This is a genomic window from Advenella sp. S44 (genome assembly GCF_002810445.1).
GTDB lineage: Bacteria > Pseudomonadota > Gammaproteobacteria > Burkholderiales > Burkholderiaceae_B > Advenella.
This window is the reverse complement of the sequence record NZ_NEXS01000017.1, coordinates 1-16,182: the sequence shown is the minus strand read 5'-3', so window position 1 is coordinate 16,182 and position 16,182 is coordinate 1. Positions and strand designations below refer to the sequence as shown.

Genomic DNA, 16,182 nt, shown 5'->3' with positions numbered 1-16,182 from the left:
AAAGATTTAGTTCTGCAGGCACTGCTCGCCGCAGTATGGCGTCGCAAACCCAAGCAACCCATCATGGTCCATTCAGATCAGGGTAGTCAATTTACGAGCTACGAATACGCAGCGTTCCTGGCCAACCATAATCTACAACCGAGTATGAGTCGACGCGGAAACTGCCATGATAATGCTGTCGCAGAAAGCTTCTTCCAATTACTCAAACGTGAACGAATTAAACGTAATATATACAAAACCAGAGAGCACGCACGACAGGATATCTTTGACTATATCGAAATGTTTTACAACCCTGTCCGCCGTCATAGCCATGCGGCCAACCTATCGCCGGTAAACTACGAACAGCAATACTTTTCTGAGGCTACGAACTGTCTATAAAAATCTGGTCGATTCAATCGGTCCAGTTATGCTGTGAAAAAGCATACTGGATTTTTTTTGTTGAGAATAAATTATAAATAGATTAGTTGCATTGGCACTTGCGCTATGTCGAATTCCTCCCGACGAGCGCAACTGGAAAAAAATCAAGAGTGCTTTCAAAGCGACAGGAATTGCCTTTCCTTGCTTATCTGTTACAACGAGCGTCAAGCATGATGACGCTCGAAGGCTGATCCGAATGTTTGCAGACCACAAAATCAATGCGTAAGCGCACCTTGATGCACAATGCCTTTTTTCAGTAAAATCTTAAATACTCCCGCATCAGAAACATGCATTACCATGCTTCACTAAAAGCCTGAGAAATTTGACTCCCCATCATGTATGAGTGACGCCAAAAGCAACCTAATTCACGCTCTGCCGATAAAGCGGGAGGAAGCTCCATCACTGCTAAATGATCCGGTAAATGCACATCTCTTACCCAGCCATACGGCAATAATGCATGACCATAACCTGCGGCAACTAAAGCCATTCGATGCTCAACACCAAGGCCATATGTACGAGTCAAGCCGGAGCTTAATAATTTACTTAAGCCTTCAGTAATTAGCGATGGAACAAAATCATCCTCGCTAAGTGGTAGTAATCCAGGCTCACAGAGCATAAGAGGATGGAGTTCAGGCTGAAGTTTATCGGCTCGCACTAGTAAGACAAAGTGTTCCTTGAATAAGCTTGTATATGCCATCCCCTCAGGAACCGACTGTGCTGCACTAATTAGCAAATCAATTTCACGGTTCTGTAAACGCCGTAACAGACCTTGATGCTTGCCACTAACCAACTCGACTTTAGTTTTACCTGAACGGTGAGCACAAATCTGGATGATCCGTAACAAGTTATCCGGTGCCAGTGAGGAAATCACTCCAATACGTAAGGTTTGCCCAAAGGGAAGAGCTAAGCCATCATCACGTAACCCCTCAAGCCGAGTCACGCCTTCTAAAATCACGGCGATTAAGTCTAAAACTTCCTTTCCAAAGGCAGTGGGTGTTATTTTACTCCCCCTTTCAAAAATGGGCTGTCCGAGAATTTCCTCTACTTTTTTTACTTGATAAGACAAGCCCGAGGTCGAAATACCCATGTCTATGGCCGCATAACGAAAACTACGTTTCATTGCGACGGCCTCAACTAAAAGCAAGTCACGCACAGACACTGCTGCTAGCTTGTTCGAAATTACTTCACGCACCGTCATAAACATTCGATTCCAATTGATGAAAAAAGCTTGCTATAATATTTTTAATCTATATGATAGCTATTCTCATTCTCATTCTCAATCTCAATCTCAATTGGAAAAGTTATGACCTCAATACCCCGTTGCTTTGCCGTGCTAGTAGCGACAACTTTGTTATCAGGTAACTTGTCAGCGCAAGAATTTAACTTTACTGATGTAACCGGACAGGAAATTAAGTTAGAAGCCCCTCCTGGACGTATCATTACTCTGCCCAAACCAGCTGCAGCTACCTTCATCGCAATAGATGGTTCTACCGAGCTGTTAGTGGGTATGAATGAGGGCTCTAAACGAGCCTTTGAGAGCAGTATGATGAGCGTTATGTTTCCTGAAGCTGTTGATATCTCCAGTGACATTGTGTCGGAAAACGGTGGTTGGATGCCCAACGTAGAGGCCATCGCAGCACTTAAACCGGATTTAGTCATCCAGTGGGGTGAGCGCGGCGATGATATCGTAGCTCCACTTCGCAATGCAGGTTTGCCCGTTGCTCTAATGGTAGGCGGTGGCAATGCGGGTACAGAAGAGCTGGCCCGAGCCAATATGAAAATGGTGGCTGATATCACGGGTAATACTGAAAAACTGTCAAAGCTTATTGATTGGCGTGACCGTGTACAAAGTGAAATTACTACTGGTTTAAAACAAGTAGGCTCTCATGCAACACCAAGCATTTTGCATTTGCGCTCTGCCAATCCCAAGTTGACTGCTACTGGTGAGAAAAGTTATCAACAGACCTTCATCGAGCTGGTTGGCGCTAAAAATGTAGCTCAAGGAGTTGGCGTACGAAGCACTGTTAGCGTGGAACAGATTCTTGAATGGAACCCAGATATTATCTTACTTTCCGCAGCAGAGACGGATGCTGGATTAGAAGTGATATACGACGACCCATTACTTTCTCGCTTAAATGCCGCCGTACAAAAACGCGTTTATAAGACACCTCAAGGTGGATATATCTGGGATAGTGCTTCCCATGAAAGCCCCTACACATGGATGTGGCTGGCCAATCTTACTCATCCCGATATTTTCTCTTTTGACCTACGTCACGAATTAAAAGAAGGCTTCAAATTACTTTATAACTTTGACCTATCGGAAGAGCAGATAGATCGAATTCTGCGTATTGATATGAACGGCGACAGTCACGGTTATCAAGTGTTTCGTAAGCAATGAACACATATAAGCGATCGATTCACTCGTCCTCAGAAATGGTTGAGCCAGTTACCCTGAGCGCTTGGCGTGCTAGTCATTGGCTTCTTTTGTCCCTACTGCTTATAGCGACTGTGCTAATCGGGCTATCAGTAGGTCGATACAGCGTAGCGCTAGATGAGATTGTAGCCATCCTATATGCAGCCTTACGAGGTGATAACTCACAGCATATGGATGCGTTGGTGATCTTGAATGTACGCTTGCCGCGCATATTATTGGCAGGAGTATGTGGGGCTGGGCTTGCCATCTGCGGGGTAGCCTTACAAACCTTATTTCGTAACCCTCTCGTTTCACCTAAAGTGCTAGGTTTATCCTCAGGTTCAGCATTAGGAGGATCACTGGCAATTTTGGCTGGAGTAGGGGGGCCGCTACTGATGGGGGCTACGTTTGTATCAGCATTTGCTGCTCTGCTTTTAGTAGTGCTGATTTCAAATATGGCGGGTCGTACTTTGATGACTATTGTGCTTGCTGGAATTGTTATTGATGCTTTATTTGCAGCAGGTATTTCGTTAGTTCAATATGCCGCGGATCCAGAAACGAGTTTACCTGCCATCGTCTTTTGGCTGATGGGAAGCTTTGCAACGGCGAGTTGGGAAAAATTTGCACAAACTGCTCCTATACTCATTGCCAGCATTTACCTACTGAATAGAATGCGCTATCGCATTGCTGTACTCGCTATGGGTGACGACGAAGCTAAGTCGTTTGGCATCCATGTTGCACGCTCCCGGATGATCGTCTTCGCGTTGATTTCTATCATTATCGGCGCCTGCGTAACCGCATCGGGCGTAGTGGGGTGGGTAGGACTCGTAATCCCACACTTTGCTCGTATGTTAGTAGGCGAAGATCACCGCCGGCTCTATTTCACGAGTCTTATGCTGGGTGCCACTTTCATGATTTTGACTGATACGTTGGCTCGTAGTTTAACTGCTGCAGAGATTCCTTTAGGCGTACTCACAGCTCTAGTTGGCGCCCCCGCCTTTGTGTACTTACTATGCACTCGTCGACGTGAAAGGGCTTAATCATGCAAACCGTCTTTACCTCTCATCTCAGTTTAACTGGAGCGTGCGTACGTTTTGGTGAACGTGTGATTTTTCAGGATTTAAGTTTTAACGTACAAAAGGGCGAAACGTTGGCCATTTTGGGCCCAAACGGACGCGGTAAGACTACGTTGCTAAAAGCTCTATTAGGCTCACAACGTTTAGATCAAGGACAACGGCAGGTACCCCACCTCATCGGCTATGTACCTCAATACCAATACGGTAGTGAAAACCATTGTTGCCTCGATGTGGTACTCATGGCACGAGCCGCCTTGCTCCCCATGTTCAGCCTTCCTTCACAGCGGGATCGTAAGCTAGCTCTTGAAGCATTGGAAAAAGTAGGCGGAGGGCATTTTGCTTATCGTTTATATGGCTCTCTATCCGGCGGCGAGCGCCAATTAGTGTTGCTTGCTCGTGCTTTAGCTACTGGTGCTGAGGTACTCATACTTGATGAGCCGGCTTCAGCTTTAGATTTAGCTAATCAGGACTTATTGCTTAACGTCTTATTCGAGTTACGCCGAGTACGTAGCCATTCGGTCGTTTTTACCACTCACCATCCGCAACACGCTCTGCATCTCGCAGACAAAGTACTGCTGATGCACACCAACGATCAGATTAAATTTGGTCCAGCTGATGAGCTGTTAACCGAGTCTGAGTTATCCCGTTTATACAACGTCAGACTACGCCGTCTAATGGTGCAAACGGGAGAACATTTTCAAAGCACAATCTGCCCGGTTTTTGGAATACGTGAACCGGATCAAGATATGCCCATTTCTTATCCTCTAAACAAAGGTAAATACAATGAGTAACGATACAATCTCCTATCTGGAAAATGGACATGAATTTACAGTCCACTTTGATGAGTTATTAAAATACCACGGTGCCGGTTATCCGGGTGGTGTAGCCCACGGGCTAAAAGTTATGCAGCGAGCCTGGCCCTTGCTAGATAATGGTCGTTTGCCTGAACGACGTGAAATTCGCTGTGTCACAGCCTTTGGAGGCCCAGGGGGTAGAGATGCGATTGAGTTTGTTACCCGCGGTCTTACTGAGGGTCGCTACATTGTTGATAACTCAGTAGGGCTCGAAGAAGAAGAGTCCCCCGGTGGTCGTTATTACTTCCGTTTCGAGTACCGTGGCACCGCTGTTGAAATCACCATCCGTCCCGGACACGTACGCCCCGAGTTCATTCAGTTAGCACGCAAGAAAGACCGCTCACCAGAAGAAGAGGTCATTTTGGCTGAAATGAAGCTCGAAATGGGAGAACGCTTGTTAGTCCAGCCCGCAGAAGATATTTACAACGCTACCGTATTATCGTAATAAGTCATAGCCATGAGTCAAGAACGTCAAACTTGGCTCGGGCTACTTGCCCGAGCTAACCGAGATTATCTGGAAAATATCTGGGCTACTTACAATCCGGGTGTGCCTATACAAAAACTCGCTGGCCCTGAAACGGGGTTGGTGCAGCTCAATACACAAGCTTGTAAGGCCTCAGTGTCATTTCAGTTTGGTGAGGCTTCTTGTACTCGCTGCGTAATCGCTATTGGGAAAATTCAAGGTTACGCAGTACATTTGGGCTCCGATCTACGCAAAGCGGAGTTAGCGGCCTATCTAGACGCCTTTCTACAAACGGCCCCCTCCCACCAACGTGAGCTGGTGCTGCACCCTATACGCCAACAGTTAGAGCTAAAAAAGGCTGAGAGGGAGCAGCTGACGGCTGCTACTTCTGTACGTTTCTACACCACACAAAAAACTTAGAATCATGAAAATACCTTTACGATCTGAGCACAGACATGACGATGAGTTACATCGGCAGACGCGTACTTATCGGCGACTACTGCATGCCTTTGGTTACCCAATGCGCATACAGCAACTAGAAGAGCGTGCTATTCATTGCATCGTTGACTGCCTTCTAGACAGCCAAACGACGGTAGCTATTGAGGTGGAAAATAAGGAATTAACAAGCCGTATTTTGAATACAGGCGCAACCTTGAGCCAAACTCCCGAATGGGTTTTTGCAGGTTCTCAACGGCATCACTTACAACATATTCCAGCAGGAAGCCGTGAGGCGCCTGAAAGTGGGGCAACCCTTGTCATGGAAATAGCCGCCATATCACCTACAAACGGGGGGCTTGCTATACGAGCCACCGGTGCAGGACTCAACAAACCACACACTTTATATTTTTCAGGGTTACATCAAAATGTAGTCATTGATCATATTGCTTTTCGTGCCGATTACCCGCGTGGAGTGGACCTACTACTATGCGCTGACACGCAGCTGGTTGTATTACCACGTCACTTAACTTTGGAGATCATTTAATGTACGTACCAGTAAAGGGTGGTGAACAAGCAATTGCTGCTTCCCGTATAGCCGTAGAACGGAGTCGCCGAGGCGACGACACAATCCCCGAGATTGAAATTAATCAAATCATGGCACAAATGTCGTTAGCTCTTGATCGGATCATGAGTGAGGGGGGCTTATACGATCGACGTTTTGCTGCTATTGCCTTTAAGCAAGCTCAGGGAGACATTGCCGAAGCGGTATTTCTCGTACGTGCTCATCGCGCGCAATTAGCCAATTTTGGCTCAAGCCAAAACATAGATCTAAAAACAATGCATTACAGTCGCCACATTTCCGCCACGCAAAAAGAGTTGGCTGGAGGGCAAATTTTAGGCGCCACTTACGACTACACCCACCGCTTACTGAATATGGATTTAGAACACTCTCGCCCTCAGTGCGAGTTACCTAAATCAGTGATAACAGCTCCCTCATCGCCCTCTAGCTCTGAGCCACTGTACGCAGATCTTATCCGCACCGAAATATCTAAAGCTCCGATAGACATTACGCGAACTGTTTTGCCTTCTTTACCTGATCCTTGCGAGCGTCTCGCTCATCTCGCTCGTGGCGAAGAAGGCTACTTAACTGGATTAGCTTACGAGAGTTTGCGTAAAGCCTCAACGAGTCATCCCTATGTAGCGCAATTAATGAGAGGGAGCGTTGAAATATTCGTAGAGCTGGAAGACCTCAATTTAACCGTATCCATTGGTGAGGTTGAGTTAACTGCCTGCACTACTGTGGCTCCAAATTTTAGCTCATCTCCACATTTAGAAGCGGGTTTTGGTATTGCTTTTGGAGCTAACGAGCGTAAAGCCGTCGCCATGGCAATCGTAGATCAGCACTTTAAAATTGAGGGTGCTACCAGTGATGCACTCATGCATACCGACGGAGTCGCTGCATCCGGCTATGTCAGCCATTTGAAATTACCTCATTACTCTGACTTTGATGCTGATTTAGCGCGTTTACGCCGAGTTCAGGCTAAGGAGGAAATATGAATTATGCCTACCTTGATCTACCGTCCAAACAAGAAATACGTCGTAAAACCCTAAAAGCACTCTGTCTACCTGGACGTCAAATACCTTTCTCAGCTCCTGAGCTACCCATTGCCTATGGTTGGGGGGTAGGAGGCATGGCTATTACCGCTGCCTTATTAGAACCGAATGACACGTTAAAGGTAGTCGATCATGGTTCGGATGATACCGTTAATGCCCTGAATATCGCGGATTTTTTTACTAAAACGGCAAACATATCAATTACGACAACAAGCTCAAAGGCTACTCTCATTCAAACGCGTCAGCGAGTCCCTGAAAGCCCGTTGCGGGAAGAGCAAATTGTGGTGTACCAAGTTCCTCGACCTGACCCTCTACGTGGATTTATTAATGATGCGGCCGAAGCACTGACACGGCACGCACATCATGATTACGGTGTCGTGTTAAGCGCTCTATTTGAAACATGGTTGCAACAAGATGAGGCGTGCTTAGGATACGACCACCCTGTGATTGTTAATGATGGGGTCTTAATGTCACCGTCGCCTATTCCTGCTATGGATAACCCCCGCATGGCGATGATGCCTGCTATTCAGATTTTTGGCGCCGCACGCGAGCGACGAATTTATGCATTGCCTGCCTATACACCCTTAGCAAACTTAGCTTTTGTTGACCTGCCTGCTAGCCTGAAAAAAGTCGATACAGCATGTTGTATCTGCGGCTCATCTATTCATTATTTGGATAATATTGGTACGTCAAACACCCCCCATTGGGTATGTTCCGACTCCGAAGCATGCAAGGAGCGCGCTCATGTTTAGCTTGCCAGATCCCGTGCTGACAGCACAGGCTATCTCACTTGAAATAGCTGGGCACCGTATTTTGTCGGATTGTCACCTCAAGCTTTATCCTTCCGAGGTTCTCGCTTTAGTCGGCCCCTCAGGTGCTGGAAAATCAAGTCTTCTGAATATACTTGCTGGACGACAGCTATCTAACAACTGTCAGGCTCTTTCCCTTTTAGGCCAGGATTTACTACGTACCAGTCTTTATCAAACTAACCTTTTACGTCGGCGGGCGTGTGGCTATGTGGCTCAGGATGCCAGCACAACCCTAAACCTGAGACAAAGTGCCGCCACTAATATCGTACGTCGTCTTTTTGATTTAGGTGACAACCGTGCGGTTGATGCACTCAAACAAGCACAAAAATGGGGCCAGCGACTTGGTTTATGTCCAGAACGATTACATGAGCCAGTGAAGAACTTTTCGGGAGGGATGCGCCAACGCGTACAAATCGCTGCGGCCATGATCCATCAGCCGAGCATTTTATTTTTAGATGAACCCACTGCTGGTCTCGACTCAGTCGCTCAAGCAGATTTTTTAGATGTGCTCTCTAATTTGAGAAACCAAACACAGACTGCCATGGTGTTTGTGACTCATGACTTACGTCTAGCTCGACTCATTGCTGATCGGGCCATCGTGATGGATCAAGGCCGCATCGTCAGCGAATCCATTATGGATCGTTTGCTTACTGAGCCTGAGCATCTCATCGCCCAAGCTCTTGTTAAGGCAATGATTTAATGAATAAACCAACTGTGATTTTGCAGTATGAAGGCAATGGCATACATCATGGGCCACTTCGCATAACGGCACAAACAGGGCAGATCGTACAGATCTGGGGAGCGTCAGGCTCAGGAAAATCGACTTTGCTCTCACGAATTTGGGGAAGTCGAAGCTTAGGAACGGCACACTTGTGCATACGAACCCACGATCAGCAGTTCACACCAAGCACAATGACACCCGCCCACTTTGCATTTCTACGCTCACGATTAATGTCGTACGTAGGGCAACATCCTACCGTACTACCTCGCGAAAAACTTGTGGATTGGTTTGCTCTAGTCCCCACAAAGACAGTACTCGACGGACTAAGACTGCTGGACCTCTCTCCTAGCTTACTCTCTCGCTATGCCTGTGATGTCTCTGGTGGTGAACTACAGCGTTTTATGTTGCTTCACGCTTATTTTTCTTCTCCTCCAATCTTACTTTTAGATGAGCCCTGTACAGGATTGGATCCAGAGCGTAGTCATCAGGTGAGCACGCTTTTATTACAGGCTAAAGCCGCTCAGAAACTGGTTATTTACACCAGTCATACGAGTGCCAGTTGGGTGGATCAGTCAATCTCTTTAGACGGTTAAACCGTCTACATTTAATTTAACCTGGAAAAGTACTCATAATGAAAAAAATTTTATTGGGATCTGCGTTGAGTGTAGGTTGCCTAAACTTCGTTCATGCCGATACCTCAGTCACACTGTATGGTGTGTTGGATGCTGGAATTACTCATCAACGTATTAGTGGCATGTGGGACGGTTCTCCTTACTCATCCAAATCCACTGGGCTACTCAGCGGTGGCCAATCCGGAAATCGATGGGGCTTAAAAGTCACTGAGTCATTGGGTAATGGCACGGCAGCAGTCGTACAGCTAGAAAGTGGTTTTGAGTTAACTACCGGTGAAAGCAAGCAAGGCGGACGTCTATTTGGTCGTCAAGCAACCTTAGGATTACAAAATAAAAGCTGGGGTCGAATCGACGTAGGTCGTCAAACCAATATGGCCTCGAAATTCCGCAGCAAAGTACTTGATACGATGGACTCTAGCTATAACCAGTTAGCAGTAGGCGCATCATTTAGCTCCATGAATACTGTCCGTTATGACAACATGGTGTTATATCAAAGCCCGAATGTAAATGGCTTCCAAGCCGGTGTTGGTTACTCGTTTGCTATTGATGGAGAGCAAGTAGGCAGCATTAATGGTGAGAAAAAGGATAATACCGCGCTGACCTCCGGTCTGCGTTATGGGAACGGTCCTTTTGAGGCTTTTATCACGTACGATCAAATCAAACTTAGAACGCAGGACACGACGATGCGAGCCTGGTCATTAGGCATGGCTTATGACTTTGATATATTGAAATTATCTATGGCCGTAGGCAACACACGTAATGGCTGGTTCGCTGGACAAGATTTTGCCTCGATTAGTAGTGGCTCATTTGTTGCAGCCGATGGGTTGGACTTTAATTCTTATCTTATCGGTATCAACGCGCCTATCGGAAAAGGTAACATCCGAGCTATGTGGCAAATGGCGGATCCTAGCCATGGCGCCCAACGTAGTAGACGTAGCGCCTTTGTTGGCGATAACCTAGATACACAACAAATTTTTTCGTTAGGTTATACCTATAAGCTGAGCAAACGTACAAATTTATACGCTTATGGTTCTTATGCCAGACATGTCCTTTTCCAAAAGGACCTTACGTCTAAATTAGTAAGTGCTGGTATACGACACCGGTTCTGATGAAAAATAGCATGAGGCAGGGACTAATTTTTTTCAAAATAGCTTTATTTGCTGCACAGCTAATGATTGGTTTGAAACTAATGTTATGTCACCACATAGTTTAGATTTTGAATTCGAAAGGCAGAGACTGGGTGCCCTGATGGAGGCTCTTACTGAAGAATTCGGCTCCAAAGTCTCAGTGAATAATGATTCATTCGAGATTCCTGGAGCTGGGCCTGATGGCATGATCTCGACTTGGAAGTACAGACTCATTGCAAACAAGTGGTAGATAGCCCCTGATTTAAACCGCTGCATAAGCATCGGTCTATCGATGAAAGCCTCTAGTATTAGTCTAGGGGCTTTTTAATTGAAGTAGCAAGTGTCCCTAGTAGGGACACTCAACAGAGCCTGAATCTTTTGTGATTTAATACCAATAAAGCTGTCAGTGCTTAATTTCATTTATGTTACTCAGGATAAAAGCAGTCAGAATTAAAATTTTCGACCGTCGTAGAACGGTCATGGGCTAACCTTGAGAGCTGATGCATTTTGGTATAACAAGAGGATGAAATTAGTATGAGATCGAGCTTAAGAGCCAAGGCTATTGCTATCTGTGACGAGAAAATTTTGAAGAAGGGAGAGTCTGTAAGCCTGTCGTTTTACGCTTTCTTCGCTAATAAAAATAATGACCCAGATTTGCTGATGGCAATGCATATATTGACTAGATTAAGTGGTTTTTAACAGCCTGCCTTTTACTCTAATACCAATAAATCGGCCAGCGCTTACTTTTATCTATATTATTCAGGATAAGAGCAGTCAGAATTAAAATTAGAGAGCCAACCAGAACAGGAGTAATAAGAAAGAAATAATCATTCACTCCTGCCATCATGATGACTAACGGGTTGGCTCCTGCAGGTGGATGGACTGCCCGACAGAGCTGCATCAAAGCGATAGCAAGACCAACTGCAATAGCCATAGAGAGCGGACTATTACCGAGTAGTTGAAAAATGACAATGCCTACTAGAGCTGAGATGAAGTGGCCTATAACTACATTTCTGGGTTGATGGACTCGCCCCTGTATCACAGGGCCGGGAGTATTAGTTATTTAATCGCTGCTGCTCCCGGAATTGCCGAGGTGACAGGTATTGCAACGCACTGTGCGGATGGCTCTCATTGTAATGCTCAAACCACTGCTTCAAGGCGGCCATGACGCTCTGCGAGTCAGGTCGTTCAGCCAGCCGAGCATAATCGCGCTTGAATGTTTTTACAAAGCTCTCGGCCATCCCATTGCTCTGCGGACTGACCACAGGTGTGGTAACTGGCTTTAAGCCCAGCATCCGTGCAAACTGACGGGTATTGGCTGCGGTGTAACAAGAGCCGTTATCAGAGAGCCATTCGACAGGCTGAGCGGCGGTCTGACCAGGTCCGAACCGCGCTTCTACTGCCTGCATCATCAGATCGCCAACCAGCAGGGCATCAATCCCTTTGGTGGTCGCTACCCAGCTCATGACTTCTCGATCACAACAATCGAGCGCAAAGGCCACCCGCACGCGCTCTCCATTGTCGCAGGACAGCTCGAATCCGTCGGAACACCACCGTGTATTACTGGTGCCGACGGCAACCTTACCCTCATGCCGGCGACGACTGACGGGACGTGCACCATGCCGATACAGCAGCAGGTGGCGATCACGCATGATCCGATAAACCCGTTTATGATTAATCTGATACTTGCGCCCGTCCACACCCTGATGGCGCAATACAGCCCAGATCCGTCTGTAGCCGTAGCTGGCTCGGTCACGAATGGCCGTGATCAGATCGCTGATTAATTGTTCGTCATCGGCAACGGGCTGTGCTTTACGGGCATCGATCCAGTTGGCCGGACGGCGTAAACGAGTGGTTACATGGCTGCGCGACACACCAAGAACTGAGCAGACCGCTCTCACTGCTCGTCCCCGGGTAACAAGGGCGATCGCGCAATCCACTTTCGGGATTTGCCATAATCGACCGCCTCCTTGAGGATTTCATTTTCCAGTGTCTTACGACCCAGTGCCGCTTCCAGCTGCTTGATCCGTTTCATGGCCTCTTGCATTTGTGAGGCTGGCACTACCGGTTCATTGGCGCCCACAGCCACCAGAGAACCTTCGGCATAGGCTTTGCGCCATTGAAATAGCTGGCTGGTCGATATTTCGGCTTGTCTGGCAACCAACGAGACCGATTGGCCAGGTTCGAACGTGCGTTGCACCAAGGCTAATTTTTCTGCAGCTGTCCAGCGCCTGCGGCGCTGGACCTCGGTGATCACCTCAATCCGGTCATTGTTATCTGATGAGCTCATAGTCGTATACATAGGTGTATTCCTAGTCGTTAGTTTAAGGAATACTCCTGGCACTGTAAATCAAGGGGCAAATTCAGTTGAGCAAGCGGTGCAGTGGGGGCCGCAAAAAGTAACACACATGTAGCTCCAAATGGAGCAATGAGTAATGGAACGTTGGTTAACTGAGTTAACCAAGCGGTTGCGCCTATACCTAAAACCCCTCCAATGAGCCCTATTACTACTTGACGCATACTTGGGCGTGGGGGACAGGTTTGTATGCTGCGCACTTGATTAATCATCATCCTTTCCTTGCGGTTACTAATTTAAGTTTTAATCAAACTAATGGGCAGTATACAATGAGTGTACAGATCTGTATAGTTTTTGTGATTTGTAAGTATATGAATAAATAATTTGGAAAGAAAATGAGTAAGCGTAATCACATATTGAGTACGGCAATGAGGCTTTTTAACCAGCATGGTTACCATGGTGTGGGTGTGGATTTAATTAGGGATGTGGCTCAGGTTTCAAAAATGACGCTGTATAAGTATTTTCCAACGAAGGCTGTACTAATTGAGGAGGTTTTAACGTATAGGCATCAACTTTTTAAGTCGTCATTAGAGCAATCTGTTGAAAGTTTTATTGATCCTATTGACTGTTTTTATGAAGTGTTTAACTGGCATATTCGCTGGTTCATGTCAAAACAGTTTTATGGATGTATGTTTATCAAAGCAGTCAATGAGTTTCATGAGGAGCAAGCATATATGGCTATATGCAGTGCTCATAAGCAATGGGTTTATGAATATATACAAAGTATTTTGGAAAAAATGACGGTTGATAAGGCTGAGCAACAGGCGCGTTATGTGCAGGTTGTCTTAGATGGAATGATAGTAAATACCAGTGTTTTCCAGTCGTTGCAGCATGTTGATACTGCATGGGAGCAGTTATGTGTAGGTCTAGGTATTGTTAGTAGGGAGCTCAAGTTCCCTGACAAGGACTCTATCGTTGAGAGTGTTTTTGAGCAAATTTAGGGTCTTTTACCTAAGCAGAAGCTGCTTAATGTGATCTAAAACTGTGATTAGGGAGGGCAGGGAGGTTTTGAATGTCTAAAAATATACGTGGGTGAGAAGTTCCTTTGTATGGGCATTGCTCAAGAGTGGTAAATGTATTTGCTATGATCTTAGTTCCAAACTATTTTGTCATTTTTAACTTTCGAATCAAATTACTACCTTATAGTCAGTTCCCATCTATTTTGTCACTTTCCCTAAAATAACCCTTAAAAACCTCCATTTCCACCCCTCCCAGTTCCCAACTATTTTGTCCGTCCACAAAATAATTATTTAATTGAATAAATTAGCCCGTTTGAGCATGACCTTTGCACCAATGTCGGGGTCTCTATTGCTGAAAATTACGCTATCACTCTCTTTCTCAAATTTGACGTGGTAATCGGGTAATACATCAGCCTTGGCAAGGGAATTTATAGCGACCCTGAAATTGCGTAAAACATCGGTAATTCCAGTTTTTTTGTGAAGCAATTCAAGTGATATTTTCCATTCGGGCTTATTGCCGCAATGCTTACGGGCGATTTCATAAATCCTACGGTCTATGGGCTTCCTGAGCCGAAAATAATCCTTGGAGATTGCTAATACTTCATTATGTTCAACTGAGCGATAGAGCCAATTGGGAAGGGTGATTTCGACAGCTACTGTTCTACCTTGAATGTCTTCCTCTATCACCCTGGCATTATCAATTAGCCCTACAAAATCGGCCTGTCTTAAACCGCCAGTTTCAATTTCTGTTGAGATCCGAGTACCAGAAAGACGTTCCAGGCTTTGCTTAAACTGTTCGTACTGGCTCCCGCCTGTTTGTCGGTTCGTGGAAATAAGGAAGTCATAGGTTGAAAACCGAATATTGCGGCTAATCGGTAGATTTTTAAACTTAGCCTGCATGAGCTTGGAAACGCAGTAAATCCAAACATCTTTATCAAAAATAGTTGCTCGGCCGTATTCTGCACTTGCTGTAATCACAGTTTTGACATTATTGTGATCAAACCGCAAGGTTCTTGTATCACCAGCCTTTAAAGCGAAAATAGGGTACTCCATACTCGCTATATCGTCCCTGACATAGGGTAAATCGATACCGTCAGCAATAAAAAAGTCACCGTCTTGGTGCCGCTCCGGCAACAGATGCTTTTTTTCCGTTTCCCCTTTTATAGAATCATCCCGAGCTTTTATTCTTCTAAGAAGCAATTTTTCAGGAAGGGAAACAGACATATTCTCGCTAATAATCTGGCTCACTTCTTCCATGCCGATATTTTCTAGCTGCTCGATTTCTTCCCAAAAAGATTGGCTGTATTCCTTACCCATATTGCTATAATCGTCCATAGCCGTAGATCCTTCTCTAACAAGGGTTTGTGGTTAGAGCCAAGGAGATGTTCCACCATCTTTTTGGCTCGTTTCTTTAGTGCAGCTAAAGTACGAAACTATCGGCATTTCACCTGCACTTTATCGGCATTCTAGCTGCAAACTACCTCTGTAGCAACAAGATTCAAGAGATTAGATCCAATATGCTTATTTTTTGATCAATCAGGCAACTACTATCGGCATTTCACCTGCAAACTATCGGCATTCTACCTGCAAACTATCGGCATTTCACCTGCACAAACTCCCTCGTAAGCCTTTATTCATGCGGGTTTCAAAATCCTTAATAAGCTTTAATAAATAGTAATAAGAACAGGCTCGATATTTTTCTGTGGAAAAGTATCAAATTTGAACGGATTTCCGCCTAACCCTTCGGTCGCTACGCTCCCTTCGCCCTTTGCTTCGCAAAGCCTTTTAATTCATGTCCCGCTAAAGCGGGATTTATTGACCCTAACCCCAACACTGAGCAAAGCTAGACTATCCCAGGAAAACCGTAAGGCCCTGGCCGCGGGAACCGTGCCGGTTCCCCTGTCCTCCCTACGCTAACGCTTCGGTCGCGGCCTCGACCCCTTTTGTGGAAACCTACGGTTTCCCCCGTAAACGGCCCCCCTTTCCCTTTCGGTTTAGCAGAATAGGGGGTAATGGAAGTGTAATAATGCGGCTGTGGTTTGCAGAGCCGTCGTATGAGGCGTTTTTTCTAACAAACCCGTAGCAACCCTTGGGTTTTATAAAAAAACGCTTAAAACAGCTGTAATTAGGCTCTGGCTATCAGCACTTCGTCCCAGTTCGTTGTATATCCCTGACTCTTGCGCTCCTGGCGCATATACCAATGCTCCCGGTCGTGAAACCCGATACTTCCTGTTTTAACCGATCCTCGGCCATATCGAGCATTGATGCCGTCCAGGGCCACCATCAGCTGCGCCCGCTTATCA

18 protein-coding genes and 1 pseudogene are annotated in these 16,182 nt (G+C 46.0%); 14 read left to right on the top strand and 5 right to left on the bottom strand.

Annotated features, from left to right (window positions below; translation table 11 throughout):
- The coding region (locus CAP48_RS20000) for a DDE-type integrase/transposase/recombinase (RefSeq protein ID WP_153045744.1) at positions 1-378 on the top strand (378 nt) is incomplete at its 5' end.
- Positions 379-709: 331 nt separating this feature from the next.
- Here CAP48_RS20000 and CAP48_RS19995 read toward each other — a convergent pair.
- Positions 710-1,621, bottom strand: coding sequence for a LysR family transcriptional regulator (locus tag CAP48_RS19995; RefSeq protein ID WP_016239113.1), 912 nt, complete (start codon positions 1,619-1,621; stop codon positions 710-712).
- A 99-nt stretch (positions 1,622-1,720) separates the two neighbouring features.
- On the opposite strand from CAP48_RS19995, the gene CAP48_RS19990 reads away from it, so the two are divergent.
- The 12 genes and pseudogenes from CAP48_RS19990 to CAP48_RS20520 all read left to right on the top strand — a co-directional run.
- Entirely contained in the window at positions 1,721-2,815 is a 1,095-nt protein-coding gene (locus tag CAP48_RS19990; protein ID WP_081194698.1) for an ABC transporter substrate-binding protein, read from the top strand.
- Positions 2,812-3,870 carry an iron ABC transporter permease gene (locus CAP48_RS19985; RefSeq protein WP_100699623.1) on the top strand — a complete coding sequence of 353 codons (1,059 nt, stop codon included), beginning with the start codon at positions 2,812-2,814 and terminating at the stop codon, positions 3,868-3,870. Before CAP48_RS19990 ends, CAP48_RS19985 begins: the two co-directional genes overlap by 4 nt.
- Before the next feature lie 2 nt (positions 3,871-3,872).
- Positions 3,873-4,697, top strand: coding sequence for an ABC transporter ATP-binding protein (locus CAP48_RS19980; RefSeq protein ID WP_048766750.1), 825 nt, complete (start codon positions 3,873-3,875; stop codon positions 4,695-4,697).
- Complete coding sequence (locus CAP48_RS19975) at positions 4,690-5,205, top strand: hypothetical protein (protein ID WP_048766751.1); 516 nt, start codon at positions 4,690-4,692, stop codon at positions 5,203-5,205. The genes CAP48_RS19980 and CAP48_RS19975 overlap by 8 nt, the downstream gene beginning before the upstream one ends.
- Positions 5,206-5,217: 12 nt before the next feature.
- Entirely contained in the window at positions 5,218-5,643 is a 426-nt protein-coding gene (gene phnG, locus CAP48_RS19970; protein WP_081194694.1) for a phosphonate C-P lyase system protein PhnG, read from the top strand.
- Positions 5,644-5,647: 4 nt separating this feature from the next.
- On the top strand, positions 5,648-6,205 hold the full coding sequence (gene phnH / locus CAP48_RS19965; RefSeq protein ID WP_048766753.1) for a phosphonate C-P lyase system protein PhnH: 558 nt from the start codon (positions 5,648-5,650) through the stop codon (positions 6,203-6,205).
- Positions 6,205-7,218, top strand: a complete 1,014-nt coding sequence (locus CAP48_RS19960; RefSeq protein WP_016239120.1) for a carbon-phosphorus lyase complex subunit PhnI — start codon at positions 6,205-6,207, stop codon at positions 7,216-7,218. The genes phnH and CAP48_RS19960 overlap by 1 nt, the downstream gene beginning before the upstream one ends.
- The gene (locus tag CAP48_RS19955) at positions 7,215-8,027 is read left to right on the top strand and encodes an alpha-D-ribose 1-methylphosphonate 5-phosphate C-P-lyase PhnJ (protein WP_048766754.1); all 813 of its coding nucleotides are present in this window, start codon (positions 7,215-7,217) and stop codon (positions 8,025-8,027) included. The genes CAP48_RS19960 and CAP48_RS19955 overlap by 4 nt, the downstream gene beginning before the upstream one ends.
- Positions 8,020-8,784: an ATP-binding cassette domain-containing protein gene (locus CAP48_RS19950; RefSeq protein ID WP_016239122.1), complete on the top strand. Its 765-nt coding sequence runs from the start codon at positions 8,020-8,022 to the stop codon at positions 8,782-8,784. Before CAP48_RS19955 ends, CAP48_RS19950 begins: the two co-directional genes overlap by 8 nt.
- Complete coding sequence (locus CAP48_RS19945) at positions 8,784-9,398, top strand: ATP-binding cassette domain-containing protein (protein ID WP_016239123.1); 615 nt, start codon at positions 8,784-8,786, stop codon at positions 9,396-9,398. The genes CAP48_RS19950 and CAP48_RS19945 overlap by 1 nt, the downstream gene beginning before the upstream one ends.
- Positions 9,399-9,436: 38 nt before the next feature.
- Positions 9,437-10,546, top strand: a complete 1,110-nt coding sequence (locus CAP48_RS19940; RefSeq protein WP_100699622.1) for a porin — start codon at positions 9,437-9,439, stop codon at positions 10,544-10,546.
- Between the two features lie 552 nt (positions 10,547-11,098).
- A pseudogene (locus CAP48_RS20520) lies at positions 11,099-11,227 on the top strand (DUF6500 family protein); the annotation flags it as partial.
- Positions 11,228-11,279: 52 nt separating this feature from the next.
- Here CAP48_RS20520 and CAP48_RS19930 read toward each other — a convergent pair.
- Positions 11,280-11,606, bottom strand: coding sequence for an HPP family protein (locus CAP48_RS19930; RefSeq protein ID WP_242444582.1), 327 nt, complete (start codon positions 11,604-11,606; stop codon positions 11,280-11,282).
- 13 nt (positions 11,607-11,619) lie between these two features.
- Positions 11,620-12,827, bottom strand: a protein-coding gene (locus CAP48_RS19925) for an IS3 family transposase (protein ID WP_369806378.1) whose coding sequence is annotated in 2 segments (ribosomal slippage) — positions 11,620-12,509 and positions 12,509-12,827 — 1,209 coding nt in all. Because the reading frame shifts where the segments join, the coding sequence is not laid out codon by codon here.
- A 428-nt stretch (positions 12,828-13,255) separates the two neighbouring features.
- On the opposite strand from CAP48_RS19925, the gene CAP48_RS19920 reads away from it, so the two are divergent.
- Entirely contained in the window at positions 13,256-13,861 is a 606-nt protein-coding gene (locus CAP48_RS19920; RefSeq protein WP_048766759.1) for a TetR/AcrR family transcriptional regulator, read from the top strand.
- A gap of 309 nt (positions 13,862-14,170) precedes the next feature.
- Here the strand turns inward: CAP48_RS19920 and CAP48_RS19915 are convergent, their stop codons facing one another.
- Together CAP48_RS19915 and CAP48_RS19910 are read right to left on the bottom strand one after the other, a co-directional pair.
- Entirely contained in the window at positions 14,171-15,214 is a 1,044-nt protein-coding gene (locus tag CAP48_RS19915) for a replication initiator protein A (RefSeq protein ID WP_014752744.1), read from the bottom strand.
- A gap of 790 nt (positions 15,215-16,004) precedes the next feature.
- On the bottom strand, positions 16,005-16,163 hold the full coding sequence (locus CAP48_RS19910; RefSeq protein ID WP_242444583.1) for a DUF4113 domain-containing protein: 159 nt from the start codon (positions 16,161-16,163) through the stop codon (positions 16,005-16,007).
- Between the last annotated feature and the right edge of the window lie 19 nt (positions 16,164-16,182).